Below are 19,587 nucleotides of genomic sequence, written 5' to 3'. Positions count from 1 at the left end.
ACCCCGCCCACCCGTTCCGGTCGGTGTCCCGGGACCCTAGGATCCCCGCCATGGACGCGAACCAGCAGCAAACCGCACCGGGCACCTATCTGACCTTCCTGGAGCGGCAGCTGACCGCCGACGGATGCGCCACGCGCTGGGAGGACTGGGCCGGGGTGCCCGTGCTCGTGGGGCGGCGGGCCGAGTTCCGGTTGCGCTGGATGGGGACGAAGCTACATCTGTTCACGGTGGCCGCGGCCGTCCCGGAGATAACCGTGCAGACCATCTCCGGCTTCACCGACCAGGTGATGAAGTACGCCAAGGACACCAAGGGCGGTCTGCCCGTCGGCTTCCAGAACGGCATCGGCGCCTTCCCGCTGCTGGTCAGCGACAGGGTCGATCCGGCGGCCGTGCAGTGGGCGGAGGCCCAGCAGCGGGTCAAGTTCGCCTGTATGACCCGGCCCGTCGTGGTCGACAGTTCGCGTCAGTACGTGGGGATGTACCGCGGCAAGCCGGTGCTCGGGCGCATCTACGCCTCGTACTTCAACGAGAAGAGCTCGCGGTACTTCTACGGCCGATGAGCGCGCCGGTGCCGCCTGGCCGGCCTGCGTGTCCCACCGTCAGCCGGCCAGGACCAGTTCCTCCTCCAGGGCGTCCGCCAGGTCCGTCCTGAACTGCCGTGCCACCGCGCTCGTGACCAGGACGGCGGCGGCCCCGAGCAGCGTGACGGCGGCCCAGGTCAGCGGCCACACCTGGGCGAAGCCGTCCGGGGGGCCGGGATGGGTCCGCAGCGACATGTGGAGCAGGGCCGCCGGGGGTGCCGCGACCAGGAGCAACGGCCAGGCCAGCGCGTCCCGAAGTCCGAAGTGGACGGCCAGGAGCAGCAGGATCGCGGCGAGGGCGAGGACGCCGGTACCCGTCACCGGGGTGGTCTCCGCGGCGGAGCCCGGCGTCTCGGGGCGGTTGCGCAGGTCCCAGGGGAGGCAGAGAAGGTACGCCGCGCAGGAGAGGGCGGCGCCGAGGACACGCGTCAGCCAGCGTTCCGGCCAGGGGCGCGTTCGCAAGGGGCGGAGCAGTTTCTCGGTCATGCGTAGGAGGGTTCCGCGCCCGGCGGTGCGGCGACAGAGTACGCGTACTCAGAAACGGCACCCCTGAAGGAGCTCGTACGGGCCTCTCGTGCCGGTCGGTCTTACCGTGGCGCACTTCAGGGAAGCGTCGATCTGGAACGCGAGCGCGGACGTGGGTGCCACTCTTCGTCGAGCGAACCTCGCCCGGGTTCCCTCTCCGGCGAGCGAGGCCCCGCCCAGGTTCCCCCTCCGTCGGGCGAGGCCCGCCCGGGTTCCCGGCCTCCGCCCGCTTACGCCCCCAGCGCCCGTGACACCACGTAGATCAGCAGTCCGGCCAGCGAGCCGACCACCGTGCCGTTGATCCGGATGAACTGCAGGTCACGGCCGATGTTCGCCTCGATCTTCCTGGTCGTGTGCTCGGCGTCCCAGCCCGCGACCGTGTCCGTGATGAGCGAGGTGATCTCCTTGCGGTACGTCGTCACGACATACACGGCGGCACCCTCCACCCAACTGTCCACCTTGGCCTGGAGTTTGGGTTCGGTGGCCATCCGGGCGCCGAGGGACAGCAGGGAGGCCCGCACGCGCAGCCGCAGCTCACTGCGCTCGTCCTCGGCAGCGGACACGATCATCGACCGTACGGCCGTCCAGGCGGAGGCGATCAGGTCCTGGACCTCGCCACGGCCCAGCACCTCGCCCTTGAGTCGCTCCACGCGCGCGCGGGTGTCGGTGTCGGACTGCAGATCGGAGGCGAAGTCGGTGAGGAAGCGGTCGAGGGCGCCGCGGGCCGGGTGGGTCGGGGAGTCGCGCATCTCGGTGACGAAGCGGAGCAGTTCCTTGTAGACCCGCTCGCCGACCTTCTTGTCGACGAACCGGGGGGTCCAGCCGGGCGCGCCGCCCTGGACTGCGTCCATCACCTGGACGTCGTGGAACACCAGCCAGTCGTGCGCGCGGGAGACCACCAGGTCGACGAACCGCTTGTGGCCGCCGTCCACGACGATCTTCTCCAGCATCTTCCCTATGCCGGGCGCGATCTCCTGGGCGTCGGCGCGGCGGGTGATCGCCTCCCCGACGACGGCCTGGACGTCGGAGTCGCGCAGCACGGTCAGCGCGCCTCTGAGCGCGGCGGCCAGTTCGGCCGTGACCCGGTCCGCGTGTTCGGGATCGGCGAGCCAGGCGCCCAGTCTGCTGCCGATGCCCACCGCGCGCAGCCGCTGGCGGACGACGTCCTCGGAGAGGAAGTTCTCGCCGACGAACTCGCCCAGCGAGACGCCCAGCTGATCCTTCTTCTTGGGGATGATCGCTGTGTGCGGGATGGGCAGGCCGAGCGGGTGCCGGAAGAGGGCCGTGACCGCGAACCAGTCGGCCAGCGCGCCGACCATGCCCGCCTCGGCGGCCGCCGCGACATAGCCGGCCCAGGCGCCCGCGCCCCCGTCGGAGGCCCATTTCGCCAGGACGTAGACGAGGGCGACGAAGAGCAGCAGGCCGGTGGCGGTCGCCTTCATCCGGCGCACCCCGCGGCGCTTCTCCTCGTCGGCGGGGCTGAACGTGTTCATCGCCCGGCCCGGCGCCGCGGCGGGCCTCCGGTCGTTCTCGGCTCCGGCGGCCTTCGCTGCACCGGTCGCCTCCGCGGCGTTCGCGGCACCAGTTGCCTGTGCGGCCTTCGCGGCAGCGGCACCGGCGTCCGCCGCCTCCGTGGCGCCGACGGCCTTCGCGGCATCCTCCCCGGCGGTCACGGCCTCGGCGGCGTTCGCGGCGTCGCCGGGACGGGCATGCTGCTCCGTGCCGTCCTCGTCACCCGAATTCGTGCGTCCCATTCACTCCACCCGTTCGCAGGCCACGTCACGCACCGTACCCATTGTCCCTTTCTCCCTCTCTTCCTCACCGACTCCTGGAACGACACAGGAGTTCCCGGCGTCTGTTCGGATGGGGAATCGACCAGGGGGTCCCCTAGGGGTGCGTCGGAGTCCTCGCGCTCCATGACGCATCATGGAGTGATCACATCGGAGCCTCGGGCTCCCTCGCCCGAGGAGACACGCACCGCATGACCAAGCGTCACGGTTATGCCCTGCTCGCCGCGATCCTTGCCGTGGTCGTGGTCCTTTCCGCCGCCATCTACATCGGTGTCTCGGCGGACGACGGCAGCGACGCCAAGGCGGCCGTCGCCAGTGGCCGCACGTCGCACGACGCCGCTCCCGCCTCCACCGGGACCTGGGTCGGCGCCTGGTCCGCCTCCCCGGTCGGACCCGAGCCCGGCACGGAGCCCGGTGGACTGGTGGGCCGCTCCGTGCGCAACGTCGTGCACACGGCCGCCGGGGGTACGAGTGCCCGCATCACGCTGTCCAATCTCTACGGGCAGAAGCCGCTGGTCATCGCGCACGCCACGATCGCCGTCGCCGCGACCGCGAACAACGCCGCCGCCACGGCCGACACCATGCGCCGCCTCACGTTCGGCGGCGCCACGACCGCCGTGATCCCGGTCGGCAGGCAGGTGATGAGCGACGCCGTACGCGTGCGCATCCCGCACGGCGTGGACGTCCTCGTCACGACGTACTCGCCGACCCCGTCCGGCCCGGTCACCTACCACCCGCACGCCCAGCAGATCTCGTACGTGGCCGACGGCGACCGCACGGAGGACGTGAGCGCCGACCCGTACACCGAACAGAGCCCGTACTGGCGCTACCTGACCGCGCTCGACGTGCTCAGCGACGACGCCACGGGCACCGTCGTCGTCCTCGGCGACTCGCTCACCGACGGCATCACCTCCACCGTGGGGGCCAACCGCCGCTGGACGGACGTCCTTTCGGAGCGGCTGAGCGCCTCGGCCGGATCCGGTGACACACCCCGCTACAGCGTCGTCAACCAGGGCATCAGCGGGAACCAGGTCCTCGCCGCCGGGCTCGGCCGGCCGGCCGACAACCCCAGCGGGCTGAGCCGGTTCGGCCGCGACGTGCTGGGCCGTACGAACGTCAAGGCCGTCGTCATCGACCTCGGCGTCAACGACATCCTGCGCAACCCCGCCCAGGTCGATCCGAACACCGTGACCGACGGCCTGCGGACCCTGGTGCGGCAGGCGCACGCCCGCGGGCTGCGGGTCATCGGCGCCACGCTGATGCCCTTCCAGGGGCACCGCGGCTACACCGACGCGCGGGATGCCGTACGCCAGGCCGTGAACGCCGAGATCCGGGCCGGGAAGGTGTACGACGCCGTCGTCGACTTCGACGCGGCGCTGCGGGACCCGTACAACCCGCGCCGACTGCGGCCCGACTACGACTCGGGCGATCATCTGCACCCCAGCGACAAGGGGTTCCGGCGGATGGCCGAGGTGTTCGACCTGAGAGAGCTGAAGGGATCGGTCCCGGCGGAACTGTGATCCGCCGGCGGTCCCGGCGGAACTGTGAACCACCGCCGGTTCAGGCGGAACCGTGATCCGCCGACGGCCCGGGCAGCACAGCCGAAAGGCCCACCGCCCCGGCGGTGCCCGGGAGTTCAGAAGTCGCCGTCGCGCCGCCGGTGGCGGTCCTCCCGGCGGTCGCGGTGCCGCTCACGGCGCTCCTCGTGGCGCAGGCGGCGCTCCTCATGACGATCACGGCGCTCCTCGTGGCGCTCGCGTATCAGGTCGCGGGCCTCGTCGAGCGCGTCGAACATGTCACCGAGACCCTCGCCCCGCGACCCGTCGAGCTCCTTGCGGGCCTCCCGGCGCTCCAGCTTCTCCTGCCGGCGTTCCTCCTTGAGACGCTGACGCTCGGCACGGGTGAGCTTGCGTTCCACGCCGACACCGCCCCAGAAGGCGAAGCCCGTGACGACGACCCGGGGTGCGCCGGGATCGCCCGGCCGGCCCTCCTCGCGGTGGTCGAAGCCGCCCATGACGCCGATGCCACGGACCACGACCTCGACACCCGGCGGCACCATGACGTTCAACCCGCCCATCACCGCGACACAGTTGATGACGACCTCACGGTCCGCGAAGTTCGCCTCGCGCAGGTCGATCTCGCCGCCGCCCATGAAGGCGAAGCAGTTGAAGCGCTTGGGCACCGTCCAGCGGCCCTTGCGCTCGAAGCCCGACAGAACCGCCACACCCCACGAGGACGAGCCCTCACCGCCGACGATACGAGAACCCCAACTGCCGTCGTCCAGGGGCTGCTTGACCATGGAGACACGAGCCGTCCCCACCGCGCCCGGCAGATCGCGGGTGATCGGCGTCAACTCCCCGTAGGTACGGGCCGCGTACGTCGCCTCCAGCCGCTCCTCGAACTCCTCCATGTCGAGACGGCCCTCCGCGAGGGCGTCCCTCAGCTGTTCGGCGACTCGTTCACGATCGGCGTCGGAGGCACGCAGCTCCGGGAGTTCGTCGGTCATGGGCAGCAGCCTACGAGGTCCCCCGCCCGCGGGCTATCCGGCCCGCCTTCGCGGCGGTCTCCCTACGGCACCCTCCTCCCGGCGTACATACGGCTGATGACCGCCTCGATGTCCGGCTCCCGTACCGAAAGGTCCACCAGCGGATATTCCGCCGCGATCCGGGCCACCAGCGGAGCCGCCGACAGGCCGGCGGGGAACGCCAGCCACTGACGCGGCCCCTCCACCTTCACCACCCGCGCCGACTCCAGCTCGATCGGAGGCAGTTCCCGCTCCAGGTCCACGACCAGGGTCCGCTCGCTCTCCCCCACCGCGTGCAGCCCGCTCAGAGCGCCGTCGTACATCAGCCGCCCGTGGTCGATGACCATCACCCGCCGGCACAACTGCTCGATGTCGGTGAGGTCGTGCGTGGTGAGCAGAACGGTCGTACCGCGTTCGGCGTTCAGATCCCGCAGGAACTCCCGGACCCTCACCTTGCTGACCACGTCGAGCCCGATCGTCGGCTCGTCGAGATAGAGCACCTCGGGGTCGTGCAGCAGGGCCGCCGCGATGTCGCCGCGCATCCGCTGCCCCAGCGACAGCTGCCGCACGGGCACGTCCAACAGCGCCCCGAGCTCCAGGAGTTCGACACAGCGGTCGAGGTTCTCCCGGAACCGCGCGTCCGGCACCCGGTACATCCGGTGCATGAGCCGGTACGAATCGATCAGCGGGAGGTCCCACCACAGCGTCGTACGCTGCCCGAACACGACCCCGATCCGGCGCGCGACACGGGTGCGCTCGCGGGACGGGTCCAGACCGGCGACCCGCAGCCGGCCGGCGGACGGGGTGAGGATGCCGGTGAGCATCTTGATCGTGGTCGACTTGCCGGCGCCGTTCGGGCCGATGTAGCCGACCATCTCCCCGCGCCCGACCGTGAACGAGATCGAGTCGACGGCCCGCACCTGCCGCCGCTCACCGCGCAGGAACCCCGTCCTCCTGCGCACCTCGAAGACCTTCTCGACCCCGTCCAGCTCGATGAAACCGGCCCCCGGGCCCGGTTCCCCGCCCGGACCGGCCGATTCCCTGTCTGCGGCGATGGCCACACCCATTCCCCTAACTTCCCGTACTCCGGTAGGCGCGCAGCCCCGCGCGCCAGGCGAGCCCGGCCAGCGCGCAGCACAGCGCCGCCACGACCGGTGACGCGAACGCGACCCACGCCGGCAGGTCGAGCGGATAGGGCCGCCCCAGCACGTACAGCGCGGGCAGCCAGTTGACGAAGGCGAGCGGGAGGACGAACGTCACCCCGCGCAGCATGTCCTTGGCGAAGACGGTCGGCGGGTACTGCAGCAGCGTATTGCCGCCGTACGTGAAGGAGTTCTGCACCTCGGAGGCGTCCTGCGCGACGAACTGGAACGCCCCGCCCGCCACGAACACCGCCGAGAAGATCGCCGCACCGCCGAGCAGCATCATCGGCATCATCAGCACCTTGAGCGGCGTCCAATGGATGTCGAGGACGGCGAGGGCGTACCCGAGGACGAGCAGCCCCTGGGTGATCCGGCCGAGCCGGCGCAGCGCGAAACGGTCCGCGGCGACCTGCGCGAGCACCGGCACGGGACGCACCAGCAGGGTGTCCAGCGTGCCGTCGCGCACCCGGCGCCCCAGCCTGTCCATCGAGCCGAGCGCGAGGTCCGCGAACCCGAACGCGACACCGGACACCCCGTAGAGCAGGGCGACCTCGGGCAGGCTGTAGCCACCCAGCCGGTCCACCCGGGAGAACATCAGCAGGATCGCCACGAAGTCGAGGGCGGTCGCGGCGAAGTTCCCGAAGGCGGTCATCGCGAAGGAGGCCCGGTAGGCCATCGTCGAGCGCACCCACATCGCGGTGATCAGCCGGTAGGCGCGCAGCCCGTCCCGCAGCCGCTCGTACGCCCCCTGCCGTTCGAACGGCTCGAAGTCCACCGCCCGGACCGCCGTCGCACGGCCCGGCCCGGCCACGACCCCCTCCCGCGCCGGACCCGCCACGACCCCCGCCCCCCGCTCCACCGGGTCAGCCACCCTGCACCACCACCCTCCGAGTCGCCACCGACTGGACCAGCCGCCCGGCCGCCAGCAGCCCGGCCGCCCAGGCGGCCTGCACCGCGTACGTACCCAGCGGATCCGCCGTGCCGAGCAGGACGTCCACGGGCGCCTGGATCAGCGACGACCAGGGCAGCGCCCGTACGACCTCACCGAGCGCGCCCGGAAAGACGTTCAGCGGCAGCAGCATCCCCGAGCAGAAGATCCCCGCGATGGAGGTCAGCTGCGCCACCCCCGCACCGTCCATTAGCCAGAACGCGGACAGGGCCACCAGGAAACGGATCGCGAACCCGACGACCACCCCGAGCGCGACCGCGACCAGGAAGGCGAGCCAGGTCAGCGGATCAGAGGGCAGCGCCAGGTCGAAGACCAGCGCGCCGAACAGGAGCGGAACCACTCCGCGGCCCAGCAGATGGAACAGCGCCCGGCCCATGTCCTGGGCGAGCCACCACATCTGGAGGTCGGCCGGCCGGTACAGGTCGATCGCGATGTCACCCGTACGGATTCGTTCGATCAGTTCGTCCTCGAAGCCGCCGCCCATCATCGCGACCACCATCAGCAGCCCCTGGCTGACCCACACATAGGTCAGCGCCTGCGCCTGGTCGTAGCCGCCGAGGTGCGGCTTGCTGTCCCACAGGGCGATGAACAGGTACGCCAGGATCAGCCCGAAGACGGTGTTGGTGAAGACACCCGCGGCGGTGGCGATCCGATAGGTGGCGTACCGCCGGAACCCGCTGCCCGCGACAGCCGCGTACAACCGCGCCGTGCCCACAACCCGTCCCTTTCCCCAGCGTTGAGCCAAAGCGCAGGAGCCTAGTCCGGGCCCGGCACGGCCCGCCAGGCATTTTCCGGCGCGACGCGTGCCGGGATCGGGGAACGGAACACATGGTGCGAGAGTCTTCATAAGGGGCGCACCAGGCGTACGAGGGCGTACGACGCGAAACAGGAGTCCGGCGAACAGATGAGCGACGAGCCGCAGCAGCGCAGCCAGGGCTGGGCACCCAGGGAACCGGAAGCGGGCCCCCGCCCGAACCCGGCGCCCGCGGCGGGACCGCAGACGGGCCCGCGGTCGGGGCCGGGAACAGGACCGGGCGGGCCCGGCGCGAAACAGAACCCGAAGCAGAGCCCGCAGCAGAACCCGAAGCAGAAGCGGAAACAGCGGCCGAAGCGGACGGGCCTGCGCAGACTCGTCCCCACCTGGCGCATGCTGCTCGGCACCGTCCTCGGCACGGCACTGCTCCTGGCCGGACTCTTCGCGCTCGGCTACTTCCTCGTCAGGATCCCCTCCGCGAACGCCGCCGCGGTCAAACAGAGCAACGTCTTCCTGTACGCCGACGGCAGCCAGCTCGCCCGCGACGGCGACGTCAACCGCGAGAACGTCGCCCTGGAGCACATCTCCAAGGACGCCCAGCACGCCACCCTCGCCGCCGAGGACCGCGACTTCTACAGCGAGTCCGCCGTCGACCCCAAGGCGATGCTCCGCGCCGGCTGGAACACCGCCACCGGCAAGGGCAGACAGTCCGGCTCGACCATCACCCAGCAGTACGTCAAGAACTACTACCTGGGCCAGGAACAGACCGTCACCCGCAAGGTGAAGGAGTTCTTCATCTCCATCAAGCTCGACCGGGAGAAGAGCAAGGACGACATCCTGGAGGGCTACCTCAACACCAGCTACTACGGCCGCAACGCCTACGGCATCCAGGCCGCCGCCCAGGCCTACTACGGCGTCAACGCCAGGGACCTCACCGTCGGCCAGGGCGCCTACCTCGCCGCCCTGCTCAACGCGCCCAGCGAGTACGACGTGATCGCGCACCCCGAGAACAGGGCCGGGGTCCTCGCCCGCTGGAACTACGTCCTCGACGGCATGGTCGAGCAGAAGTGGCTGACCCGCGCCGCACGCGACCGGGTCACCTTCCCGACGCCCAGGCAGGCCAGGGGGTCGGCGGGCCTGTCGGGCCAGCGCGGCTACCTCGTCCAGGCCGTGACCGCCTATCTGACCTCGAACAGGATCCTCGACGAGGACACCCTCGGCCGCGGCGGCTACCGCATCACCACCACCCTCCAGAAGTCCAAGCAGGACGCCTTCGTGAAGGCCGTGAACGACCAGGTGATGGACCGGCTCGACAAGAAGAACCGCAAGGCGGACACCTACGTCCGCGCCGGCGGCGTCGCCATCGACCCCACCGACGGCAAGGTCCTCGCGATGTACGGAGGCATCGACTACACCAAGCAGTACGTCAACAACGCCACCCGCCGCGACTACCAGGTCGGCTCCACCTTCAAGCCGTTCGTCTTCGCCTCGGCCGTCCAGAACGGCTCACAGACCCAGGACGGCCGCACCATCACCCCGAACACCGTCTACGACGGCACCGACCAGCGCCCCGTGCGGGGCTGGAACGGCACCACCTACGCACCCGAGAACGAGGACGGCGAATCGTACGGGGACATCTCCGTGCGCACCGCCACCGACAGGTCGGTCAACTCGGTGTACGCGCAGATGGCCGTCGACGTCGGCCCCGCCCGCGTCGAGAAGACCGCCGTGGCCCTCGGCCTGCCCGCCGACACCCCCGACCTGACCGCCTCCCCCTCCATCGCGCTCGGCCCGGCCACCGCCAGCGTCCTCGACATGGCGGAGGCGTACGCCACGCTCGCCAACCACGGCCGGCACGGCACGTACACGCTCGTGCGGAAGATCACCAAGGACGGCTCGGAGGACGTGCCGCTGCCGGCCCCGGACGACGACCGGCAGGCCGTGAGCCGCGAGGCCGCCGACACGACGACCACCATGCTCCAGAGCGTCGTCGACGGCGGCACCGGGCAGGCCGCGCAGAACGCCGGCCGGCCCGCCGCGGGCAAGACCGGCACGGCCGAGGAGGACACCGCCGCGTGGTTCGCGGGCTACACCCCCGACCTCGCCACCGTCGTCGCCGTGATGGGCCAGGACCCCGACACCGGCGCCCACAAGTCCCTGTACGGCGCCCTCGGACAGTCCCGCATCAACGGCGGCGGCTACCCCGCGCAGATCTGGGCCCAGTTCACCGGGGACGCCCTGGAGGGAACGGAGGTGTCGGACTTCGACCTCCAGCTCCAGCCGGGTGCCGAGGAGATGTACGACCCCGGCGACGAGACCGACGACCCGGACGCCACCGGCGAACCGGACGACGACGGTACGGACGGCGGCGAGGAGGTGGGCGGGGCGGGCGGCAGCGCACCGGCGACGCCGAACGGCCGGACCCCGGGCCAGAGCCACACCCCGGGCCGGACCGACGGCCACACCCCGGGCCACACCGACGGCGGCACCTCCGGCGGGACCACGGCCGGCACCACCGGTGGCACCCCCACGGACGGAGGCGCCACCGGAACCACCACGACCGGCGGCACCACAGCCGGCACCACGACCGGCGGAGACCCCACGGACACCGGCACCACGGGCACCACGGGCACGACAGCGGGCCAGGGACCGCTGAGCGGGCTCACCCCCAGGAGGGAGAAGCGCTGAGCGGGGTGGTCACGAGACGGCCGGGCGCCGGACCGGTGATCAGGTCCGGCCGCGGGAGCCGGCGGTCAGGCCCGGTGGTCAGAGGCGGTGACCGGACCGGCGGTCAGCGGTGACGGTCAGATCCCCAGGTCCTTGATGATCTTCGCCACGTGTCCGGTCGCCTTCACGTTGTACAGCGCCCGCTCGACCTTGCCCTCCTCGTCCACGACCACCGTGGAGCGGATGACACCGACGACCGTCTTGCCGTACAGCTTCTTCTCGCCGAAGGCCCCGTACGCCTCCAGGACCGTCTTGTCGGGGTCCCCGACCAGCGTGACCTTCAGGGACTCCTTCTCACGGAACTTGGCGAGCTTCTCGGGCTTGTCCGGGGAGACACCGATCACGTCGTAACCGGCGCCCGCCAGCAGGTCCAGGTTGTCCGTGAAGTCGCAGGCCTGCTTCGTGCAGCCCGGAGTGAGGGCGGCCGGGTAGAAGTAGACGATGACCTTGCGGCCCTTGTGATCGGCGAGGGAGACCTCGTTGCCGTCGGCGTCGGGCAGGGTGAAGGCGGGGGCGGTGTCGCCGGGCTGGAGTCGCTCGCTCATCGGAACCTCACGTGGCCGGGGGATGGAATGGATACGGAACGAGCGTAATGGGGGGTGCCGAGGGGTGCGGTCCGGTACGAACTGACAGACTGTCCGAATCAGGGAGTCACTACACGACCACGGAGGCAGCGCGGTGTCGGATACGTCGAGAACGCCGGATACCAGGACTCCGGCGCAGATCGAGGCGGACATCAAGCACCGCCGCACAACGCTCGCCGACACGCTCGACGAGATCGGCGTACGGGTGCACCCGAAGACCATCGTCGGAGACGCCAAGGCGAAGGTCGCCTCGAACATCGACCACACCCTGGGGCGCGCCTATGTCGGCGTCAACCGCGTCGTCGGCGATGTGAAGGGCCAGTTCGTCACGGAGGACGGCGCGCCCCGGCTGGAGCGCATCGTGCCGGTGGCTCTGGTCGCCGTGGGACTCGTCGGGCTGCTCGTCGTGGGCTCGCGACGCCGCAAGCGCTGACCGGCGACCCACCCGCGTACGAAACCGGCCGGGACAGGTAGGTTCAGGGCGTGAGCGCCAACCGTGAAACGCACAGCACCCATGACGACAAGCTGCCCATCCGGATGCTGCACGACCGCGTGCTGGTACGGCAGGACGCCGCCGAGGGCGAGCGGCGCTCCGGCGGCGGCATCCTGATCCCCGCGACGGCGGCCGTCGGCCGCCGTCTCGCCTGGGCCGACGTCGTCGCGGTCGGGCAGAACGTCCGTACGGTGGAGCCCGGAGACCGGGTCCTGTACGACCCCGAGGACCGGGCCGAGGTCGAGGTGCGCGGGACCGCGTACGTGCTGATGCGCGAGCGGGACCTGCACGCCGTGGCCGCGGACCGCTTCGAGGGGTCCGAGGACTCGACCGGCCTTTACTTGTAGGGCATACGCACCCCGAAGGGGCTGGTGACCATGGTCACCGGCCCCTTTCGCCGTTCCTTGCTACGGTGGAGGGACCCCGACGAGACGCGCCGTACCGGGCTCAGCAAAGACGACGCAGCCCGAAACGCCGTCGTCTCCCGGAGGTACCTCCCATGGCCTGGGTCCTGCTGATCGTCGCCGGACTGCTCGAAGTCGGCTGGTCGATCGGAATGAAGTACACCGACGGTTTCACCCGCCCGGTCCCCAGCATTCTGACGGGCGCGGGCATCGTGGCGAGCATGCTCCTGCTGTCACAGGCGGCCAAGTCGCTCCCGATCGGCACCGCGTACGGCGTCTGGGTCGGCATCGGTGCGGCGGGCGCCGCGATCCTCGGCATGACCCTCCTGGACGAACCGGCGACAGCCGCCCGCATCTTCTTCATCTGCCTGCTCCTGGCATCGGTGGTGGGCCTGAAGGCCACGTCGGGCCACTGACCCCACCCGGAACCCGACCCGCCCCCTCACCGGGCGTAACCGTCCGATTAACGGTTCGTTAGTCCGTACGAGGTCGCGAACGCGCGATCGGAAACGGAGGGGGTACATGAGCGTGCGGAGTGCGGCGGAATCGGTAGCGCCGGCCACCCCAAGTCAAGTGGTGCCGGACTCAGACCCGTACCGCAGGGAACGCCTCGCACCGGTCGTCGCCGAGGCACGCAATTGGACCGATCTGATGCGGCGGCTCGGCCTCAAGCCGAGTGGAGGCCAACGCCGTGTGCTCCAGGAGAAGGTGGTGAGCCACGGACTCGACACGCACCACTTCGCCAAGCGCAGCCCATGGCGCAAGTACCCCGATGCCGCCATCGCCGAAGCCGCCGCCTCTTCGTCCTCCCTGCGCGAAGTGGCCTTGAAACTGGGCGCCACACTGGCCACGGGAACGCTCTCACACATCCGACGTCGCATCAGCGCGGCAGGCATCGACATCAGCCACTTCCCGGGCATCGATCGCTCCGAGCCGAACCTGCCCATCACCCCTGAAGAACTGCGGAAAGCAGCAGTCACAGCCTCCAGCATGCGTGGCGTGGCACGCGCGCTGGGGGTCCCGGACGACAGCCGCTCGCGAGCGACCCTGGGCCGCATGCTGGCGGCCCAGGGCGTCGACATCGGACACTTCTCACACCGGCGCGCACGGATTCCCGAGGGCGAACTGCGCGGTCTTGTAGCACGTTGCACCAGCTACGCCGACGTCATGCGCGGGCTCGGGATGGACGTCACGGACACCAATCACCGGCGGGTCCGGCGCACAGCATCCCGCCTCGGTCTCGACACCAGCCACTTCAAGCGCCGTGCCTGGGGCAGGCCGGAGAGAGCCGCCCCCACGCCGACCGCTCACCGCGTGCTCGTCGTCCTACCCGAGCACGCCGGTCGAACCAACAGGGCCCAACTGCACAGAGCCCTGACAGAAGTCGGAGTGCCGTACGCATGCGCGAGTTGCGGCAACACTGGTGAATGGTTGGGGCGCCGCATCACCCTGCAGATCGACCACATCAACGGAGACTGGCACGACAACCGCCGGGAAAACTTGCGGTATCTGTGCCCGAACTGCCACGCGCTGACGGATACGTGGTGCCGGCAGAAGGAAACACTGCCGCTCGCCGGATAGCCGCGGATCACCGTACACTTGCACCCGCCCGTCACGCTCGACGACGGGCAGGCCAGCGGCCTTGGCGGAACGGCAGACGCCTCGCGTTTAGGGCGCGATGGGAGAAATCCCGTGAGGGTTCGAATCCCTCAGGCCGCACCCGGTTTCACTTGCAAGGTCCGGCTTGCGACTTCCGCAAGCCGGACCTTGCCGGTACGTGGTGCGCATCCCTCAGCCCAACAACTCCCGCACCACCGGCACCAAGGCCCGGAACGCCTTGCCCCGGTGGCTGATCGCATTCTTCTCCTCGGCCGACAGTTCCGCGCAGGTGCGGGTGTCGCCGTCCGGCTGGAGGATCGGGTCGTAGCCGAAGCCGTTCGTGCCGGCGGGGGTGTGGCGGAGGGTGCCGAGGAGTTGGCCCTCGACCACGCGTTCCGTGCCGTCCGGCAGGGCCAGGGCCGCCGCGCAGGCGAAGTGGGCGCCCCGGTGCGGGGCGTCGATGTCGGAGAGCTGGGCGAGGAGCAGGTCCAGGTTGGCCCGGTCGTCGCCGTGGCGGCCGGCCCAGCGGGCGGAGAAGATGCCGGGGGCGCCGTTCAGGACGTCGACGCACAGGCCCGAGTCGTCGGCGACGGCGGGCAGGCCGGTGGCCTGGGCGAGGGCGTGGGCCTTCAGCAGGGCGTTCTCGGCGAAGGTGACGCCGGTTTCCTTGACGTCGGGGATGTCGGGGTAGGCGTCCGCGCCGACGAGGTCATGGGTGAGCCCTGCGTCGGCGAGGATCGCCTTCAACTCGGTGAGCTTTCCGGCGTTGCGGGTGGCGAGGATCAGGCGGGTCATGGTCGCCAGTATCTCCGAGTCCGCCCCTGAGCCGGGCTCAGGCCGGGTCCCGGCGGGGCCCTACGGCGTGCACACCTTCGTCAGTTCGCCCGCCGCGGCCGTGACGGGGCTGATGTCGGGGGTGGTGTCGCCGTTCTTGACGGCCGTGCGGACGTTGGCGACGGCCTTGTTCAGCTCGTCGACCGCCTTGTTGACGTCGGCGTTGTCGGTCTTGTCGCCGATCCTGTCGAGGTTGTTCTCGATGGCGTTGAGGGACGCGTCGGTCTGCGTCGGGTCGTTCGCCGCGTTCTCGACGGCCTGCTGGAGGTCGGTGACGCTGTCGGCTATCGAGTCGGCGGTCTGCACGCAGTCGAGCGCCTTGCTGACGGCGTCGCAGCCGACCACCGCCGGCAGGACGACGAGTGCGGCGACAACGGTGAATGCGGCGGTACGGCGGCGATTGCGGTGGCGCGCGGCCATGGAACGGTCCCTCCCCGTGGACGTGGTGTGGTGCGGCCGCACCGACCGCATCGCACCGGTCCGCTGTGCGGTCGGCCCGATCCGCCCGGAGGGGCCGGCGGGCGCACGGCTGGACCGTACGCCCGTACCCATAAGAACGCCAAGGGTTAACTCGCGGTTGCCTCTGAGGTCGATTCGAGTACCGCGCGCTGGATGGCGGCGAGTTCGTCGCAGCCCGCGACGGCGAGGTCCAGCAGGGCGTTGAGTTCCTTGCGGTCGAAGGGCTCGGCCTCGGCGGTGCCCTGGACCTCGACGAAGCGGCCGTCGCCGGTGCACACGACGTTCATGTCGGTGTCGGCCTTGACGTCCTCCTCGTAGCGGAGGTCGAGGAGGGGGACGCCGCCGACGATGCCGACGGAGACGGCGGAGACGGTGCCGGTGAGCGGCTTGCGGCCGGGCTTGACGAGCTTCTTGCCCTGGGCCCAGGTGACGGCGTCGGCGAGGGCGACGTACGCGCCGGTGATGGCGGCGGTGCGGGTGCCGCCGTCGGCCTGGAGGACGTCGCAGTCGAGGACGATGGTGTTCTCGCCGAGCGCCTTGTAGTCGATGACGGCGCGCAGCGAGCGGCCGATGAGGCGGCTGATCTCGTGGGTGCGGCCGCCGATCTTGCCGCGGACGGATTCGCGGTCGCCGCGGGTGTTGGTGGCGCGGGGGAGCATGGAGTATTCGGCGGTGACCCAGCCCTCGCCGCTGCCCTTGCGCCAGCGGGGGACGCCTTCGGTGACGGAGGCCGTGCAGAAGACCTTGGTGTCGCCGAAGGATACGAGGACGGAGCCCTCGGCATGCTTGCTCCAGCCACGCTGGATGGTGATGGGGCGCAGCTGTTCGGGGGTGCGGCCGTCGATTCGAGACATGGCGTCGAGCCTATCCGCACAGGCGTGAGGGACTGCCCGCCGGTGGCGGAATCAGCCCCTCACGGGTGAGCCGGTGCGGCTCCTGAAGCGGTGTGCGGCCCGCTCGGGGGCCGGGGTGGCTTCAGTGGGTCCTGCCGGTCACATCATGTCTTCGATCTCGCCGGCGATGGGGTCCGCGTCGGTTCCGATGACGACCTGGATGGCGGTGCCCATCTTGACGACGCCGTGGGCGCCTGCGGCCTTCAGGGCGGCCTCGTCGACGAGTGAGGCGTCACGGACCTCGGTGCGCAGGCGGGTGATGCAGCCTTCGACCTCTTCGATGTTGTCGATGCCGCCGAGCCCGGCGACGATCTTCTCAGCCTTGGTGGCCATGTCCTACTCCCTGATCAGAACCGCTTTGTCGCAGTAACCCACAGTTGGCCCATCTTCGCGAGCGGTCATGTCGTGGGTGCCGAAGGATGGCGATCACGACAGGGCGACTCGTCGCCGACTGGTCTACACCAGTTGGCGGGCGGTCGCCAAACCGGCCCGCCCGGAGGACGCCCATGAGTGCCGTAAGTGATGTGTCTCCAGCGCGTGCCCGCTGGCACAAGGCGTTCCAGGGGCTGCAGAAGATGGGCCGCAGCCTGCAGTTGCCGATCGCCGTGCTGCCGGCCGCGGGCATCTTGAACCGGCTCGGGCAGCCGGATGTGTTCGGCGCGGACGGACTCGGCTGGGACAACCTGTCGAAGGTGATCGGCGCGGCGGGTGGCGCGCTGCTGGACGGCAACCTCGGGCTGCCGATGCTGTTCTGTGTCGGCGTGGCCATCGGCATGGCGAAGAAGGCGGACGGCTCGACGGCCTTGGCGGCGGTCGTGGGTTTCCTCGTGTACTACAACGTGCTGCGCGCGTTTCCGGAGACCTGCCCGGGCGGGAGCATCCAGATCAAGCTGGGCTGTCAGCTGGAGGACAGCTCGGTCGTCGAGTTCACCTACCAGAACCCCGGGGTGTTCGGCGGTATCGCCATCGGGCTGATGTCGGCGTACTTCTGGGCGCGCTACCACCGGACGAAGCTGGTGGACTGGCTCGGCTTCTTCAACGGGCGCCGTCTGGTGCCGATCATCATGGCGTTCGTGGCCATGGGGTTCGCCTCGCTGTGCCTGTGGGTGTGGCCGCCGATCGGTGACGGGCTGGAGAACTTCAGCGACTGGCTGGTCGGGCTGGGGGCGTGGGGTTCGGGTGTGTTCGGTCTGGCGAACCGGGCTCTGCTGGTGATCGGTCTGCACCAGTTCCTGAACGTGCCCATCTGGTTCCAGTTCGGCAGTTTCACCAAGCCCGACGGCCAGGTCGTGCACGGCGACATCAACATGTTCCTGGCGGGCGACCCGAACGCGGGGCAGTTCCTCACGGGCTTCTTCCCGATCATGATGTTCGCGCTGCCGGCGGCCGCGCTCGCGATGACGCACACCGCGAAGCCGCATCGGCGCAAGGAGATCGGCGGTCTGATGCTGTCGGTGGCGCTGACGTCGTTCGTCACGGGCATCACCGAGCCGATCGAGTACTCGTTCCTGTTCATCGCGCCGCTGCTGTACGCGATCCACGCGGTCCTCACGGGTGTGTCGATGGCGGTGACGTGGGGGCTCGGTGTGCACGACGGCTTCAGTTTCTCCGCGGGTCTGATCGACTACGTCATCAACTGGAACCTGGCGACGAAGCCGTGGCTGATCATTCCGATCGGGCTGTGCTTCGGCGCGGTGTACTACGCGATCTTCCGGTTCGCGATCACGAAGTTCGATCTGAAGACTCCGGGGCGGGAACCGGAGGAGGACGTCGAGGACACGACGAAGGCGTAGCTCCCCGCCGGGCCGCAAGCCCTGCACATGGAAAGGCCCCTGGACCAGTCGGTCCGGGGGCCTTCGCCATGACCGGAATCATCTGTTCCCGTTATGGCCCAGGCCACAAAATTCGTGGGTTCCTTATCTGGCCTTCACCGTGCTAGAAACAGGTCTACACCACTGGTGGTGTAGACCACATGGTCGCTGCCGACCCCTGTCCCACCTTTCCCGTCCCCCGGCAGCGCCCAGCGCATGGAGGAACTATGAGCACCGCCACCGTCTCGGCGGCACCCGCGAAGAAGCGGGGATCCGGCCTGTTCCAGGGCCTGCAGAAGGTCGGCCGCAGCCTGCAGCTGCCGATCGCCGTGCTTCCGGCGGCGGGCATCCTGCTCCGCCTCGGCCAGCCGGACGTGTTCGGCAAGGACGGCCTCGGCTGGAACAAGGTCGCCGCCGTCTTCGCCACCGCCGGCGACGCGGTGTTCAGCAACCTGCCGCTGCTGTTCTGCGTCGGCATCGCCATCGGCTTCGCCAAGAAGGCCGACGGCTCCACGGCACTGGCCGCCCTTGTCGGCTTCCTGGTCTACAAGAACGTGCTGACCGCGTTCCCCATCACCGACGCCAAGGTGACCAAGGGCGCGGACATCGCAGCGACGTACAACGACCCGAAGGTCCTCGGCGGCATCGTCATGGGCCTGATAGCCGCCGTCACCTGGCAGCGGTTCCACCGCACCAAGCTGCCCGACTGGCTCGGCTTCTTCAACGGCCGCCGCCTGGTGCCGATCCTGATGGCCTTCATCGGCACCGCCGTCGGCGTCTTCTTCGGCCTGGTCTGGGAGCCCATCGGCGACGTCATCACCAACTTCGGTGAGTGGATGACCGGTCTCGGCGCTGTCGGCGCGGGCATCTTCGGTGCGATCAACCGCGCGCTGCTCCCGGTCGGCATGCACCAGTTCGTCAACACGGTCGCCTGGCAGGAGATCGGCTCGTACAAGGACCCCTCGGGCGCCCTGTGGCACGGTGACCTGCCCCGCTTCTTCCACGGCGACCCGACCGCCGGTCAGTTCATGACCGGTTTCTTCCCCATCATGATGTTCGCGCTGCCGGCCGCCGCCCTGGCGATCACGCACACCGCCCGCCCCGAGCGCCGCAAGGTCGTCGGCGGCATGATGATGTCGCTCGCGCTCACCTCGTTCGTCACGGGCATCACCGAGCCGATCGAGTTCGCGTTCATGTTCATCGCGCCGGTCCTGTACGTGATCCACGCGGTCCTGACCGCCCTGTCGATGGCGATCACCTGGTCCCTGGGCGTGCACCACGGCTTCAGCTTCTCGGCCGGTGCGATCGACTACTTCCTGAACTGGAACCTGGCCACCAAGCCCTGGATGATCATCCCGATCGGTCTGGTCTTCGCGGCGGTCTACTACGTGGTCTTCCGCTTCGCGATCACCAAGTTCAACCTCCCCACCCCGGGCCGTGAGCCCGAGGAGGAGGTCGAGGACCTCACGAAGGCGTGAGTCGTCCTTCCCTACGGCCGAAGGCCCCCGGAACCGCCTG

General features: G+C 69.9%; 20 protein-coding genes, 1 tRNA gene and 1 riboswitch. Of the genes, 10 read left to right on the top strand and 11 right to left on the bottom strand.

What is annotated here, in order from left to right; genetic code table 11:
• Positions 1-50: 50 nt before the first annotated feature.
• A complete protein-coding gene (locus tag OG780_RS26020) occupies positions 51-560 on the top strand; it encodes a levansucrase (RefSeq protein ID WP_328452035.1) in 510 nt (169 codons plus the stop codon).
• A 39-nt stretch (positions 561-599) separates the two neighbouring features.
• Here the strand turns inward: OG780_RS26020 and OG780_RS26015 are convergent, their stop codons facing one another.
• Positions 600-1,067, bottom strand: coding sequence for a hypothetical protein (locus OG780_RS26015; RefSeq protein ID WP_328452034.1), 468 nt, complete (start codon positions 1,065-1,067; stop codon positions 600-602).
• Between the two features lie 269 nt (positions 1,068-1,336).
• Entirely contained in the window at positions 1,337-2,860 is a 1,524-nt protein-coding gene (locus tag OG780_RS26010) for a DUF445 domain-containing protein (protein WP_328452032.1), read from the bottom strand.
• 227 nt (positions 2,861-3,087) lie between these two features.
• Between OG780_RS26010 and OG780_RS26005 the strand changes: the two genes are divergently transcribed.
• Positions 3,088-4,416, top strand: a complete 1,329-nt coding sequence (locus OG780_RS26005; protein WP_328452030.1) for an SGNH/GDSL hydrolase family protein — start codon at positions 3,088-3,090, stop codon at positions 4,414-4,416.
• Between the two features lie 116 nt (positions 4,417-4,532).
• On the opposite strand, the gene OG780_RS26000 is transcribed toward OG780_RS26005, so the two are convergent.
• The 4 genes from OG780_RS26000 to OG780_RS25985 all read right to left on the bottom strand — a co-directional run bounded on the left by OG780_RS26000 (position 4,533) and on the right by OG780_RS25985 (position 8,226).
• Positions 4,533-5,402, bottom strand: coding sequence for a DUF1707 SHOCT-like domain-containing protein (locus OG780_RS26000; RefSeq protein WP_328452029.1), 870 nt, complete (start codon positions 5,400-5,402; stop codon positions 4,533-4,535).
• A gap of 62 nt (positions 5,403-5,464) precedes the next feature.
• On the bottom strand, positions 5,465-6,487 hold the full coding sequence (locus OG780_RS25995; RefSeq protein ID WP_443062208.1) for an ABC transporter ATP-binding protein: 1,023 nt from the start codon (positions 6,485-6,487) through the stop codon (positions 5,465-5,467).
• Between the two features lie 4 nt (positions 6,488-6,491).
• Positions 6,492-7,337, bottom strand: coding sequence for an ABC transporter permease (locus OG780_RS25990; RefSeq protein WP_328458388.1), 846 nt, complete (start codon positions 7,335-7,337; stop codon positions 6,492-6,494).
• 88 nt (positions 7,338-7,425) lie between these two features.
• Entirely contained in the window at positions 7,426-8,226 is an 801-nt protein-coding gene (locus OG780_RS25985) for an ABC transporter permease (protein ID WP_328452027.1), read from the bottom strand.
• Positions 8,227-8,415: 189 nt separating this feature from the next.
• Here OG780_RS25985 and OG780_RS25980 point away from each other — a divergent pair, with 189 nt between their 5' ends.
• Complete coding sequence (locus OG780_RS25980; RefSeq protein ID WP_328452025.1) at positions 8,416-10,953, top strand: transglycosylase domain-containing protein; 2,538 nt, start codon at positions 8,416-8,418, stop codon at positions 10,951-10,953.
• Positions 10,954-11,069: 116 nt separating this feature from the next.
• Here the strand turns inward: OG780_RS25980 and bcp are convergent, their stop codons facing one another.
• Positions 11,070-11,537 carry a thioredoxin-dependent thiol peroxidase gene (gene bcp / locus OG780_RS25975; RefSeq protein ID WP_037619171.1) on the bottom strand — a complete coding sequence of 156 codons (468 nt, stop codon included), beginning with the start codon at positions 11,535-11,537 and terminating at the stop codon, positions 11,070-11,072.
• A gap of 133 nt (positions 11,538-11,670) precedes the next feature.
• Between bcp and OG780_RS25970 the strand changes: the two genes are divergently transcribed.
• The 5 genes from OG780_RS25970 (at position 11,671) to OG780_RS25950 (ending at position 14,192) form a co-directional block, all read left to right on the top strand.
• Positions 11,671-12,009: a DUF3618 domain-containing protein gene (locus tag OG780_RS25970; protein WP_328452023.1), complete on the top strand. Its 339-nt coding sequence runs from the start codon at positions 11,671-11,673 to the stop codon at positions 12,007-12,009.
• Between the two features lie 104 nt (positions 12,010-12,113).
• On the top strand, positions 12,114-12,416 hold the full coding sequence (locus OG780_RS25965; RefSeq protein WP_326790934.1) for a GroES family chaperonin: 303 nt from the start codon (positions 12,114-12,116) through the stop codon (positions 12,414-12,416).
• 49 nt (positions 12,417-12,465) lie between these two features.
• Positions 12,466-12,535: riboswitch (guanidine-III (ykkC-III) riboswitch) on the top strand.
• A 33-nt stretch (positions 12,536-12,568) separates the two neighbouring features.
• Entirely contained in the window at positions 12,569-12,889 is a 321-nt protein-coding gene (locus tag OG780_RS25960) for a DMT family transporter (RefSeq protein WP_328452021.1), read from the top strand.
• A 106-nt stretch (positions 12,890-12,995) separates the two neighbouring features.
• Entirely contained in the window at positions 12,996-14,054 is a 1,059-nt protein-coding gene (locus tag OG780_RS25955; RefSeq protein ID WP_328452019.1) for an HNH endonuclease signature motif containing protein, read from the top strand.
• 55 nt (positions 14,055-14,109) lie between these two features.
• A tRNA-Leu gene (locus OG780_RS25950) sits at positions 14,110-14,192 on the top strand.
• Positions 14,193-14,264: 72 nt separating this feature from the next.
• Here the strand turns inward: OG780_RS25950 and rdgB are convergent.
• The 4 genes from rdgB to OG780_RS25930 all read right to left on the bottom strand — a co-directional run bounded on the left by rdgB (position 14,265) and on the right by OG780_RS25930 (position 16,591).
• Complete coding sequence (rdgB, locus tag OG780_RS25945; RefSeq protein ID WP_328452017.1) at positions 14,265-14,867, bottom strand: RdgB/HAM1 family non-canonical purine NTP pyrophosphatase; 603 nt, start codon at positions 14,865-14,867, stop codon at positions 14,265-14,267.
• Between the two features lie 60 nt (positions 14,868-14,927).
• The gene (locus OG780_RS25940; protein WP_328452016.1) at positions 14,928-15,326 is read right to left on the bottom strand and encodes a hypothetical protein; all 399 of its coding nucleotides are present in this window, start codon (positions 15,324-15,326) and stop codon (positions 14,928-14,930) included.
• Positions 15,327-15,472: 146 nt separating this feature from the next.
• Positions 15,473-16,219 carry a ribonuclease PH gene (gene rph, locus OG780_RS25935; protein ID WP_328452015.1) on the bottom strand — a complete coding sequence of 249 codons (747 nt, stop codon included), beginning with the start codon at positions 16,217-16,219 and terminating at the stop codon, positions 15,473-15,475.
• A 138-nt stretch (positions 16,220-16,357) separates the two neighbouring features.
• Positions 16,358-16,591, bottom strand: coding sequence for a PTS glucose/sucrose transporter subunit IIB (locus OG780_RS25930; protein ID WP_328452014.1), 234 nt, complete (start codon positions 16,589-16,591; stop codon positions 16,358-16,360).
• Positions 16,592-16,764: 173 nt separating this feature from the next.
• Here OG780_RS25930 and OG780_RS25925 point away from each other — a divergent pair, with 173 nt between their 5' ends.
• Entirely contained in the window at positions 16,765-18,051 is a 1,287-nt protein-coding gene (locus tag OG780_RS25925; protein ID WP_328452012.1) for a PTS transporter subunit EIIC, read from the top strand.
• Positions 18,052-18,296: 245 nt separating this feature from the next.
• Positions 18,297-19,547, top strand: a complete 1,251-nt coding sequence (locus OG780_RS25920; protein WP_328452010.1) for a PTS transporter subunit EIIC — start codon at positions 18,297-18,299, stop codon at positions 19,545-19,547.
• The last annotated feature ends 40 nt before the right edge of the window (positions 19,548-19,587 follow it).

The sequence above is a fragment of the Streptomyces sp. NBC_00386 genome (genome assembly GCF_036063235.1).
Taxonomy (GTDB): domain Bacteria; phylum Actinomycetota; class Actinomycetes; order Streptomycetales; family Streptomycetaceae; genus Streptomyces.
The sequence above is the reverse complement of the archived record's forward strand: the minus strand, read 5'-3'. Positions and strand labels throughout refer to the sequence as shown.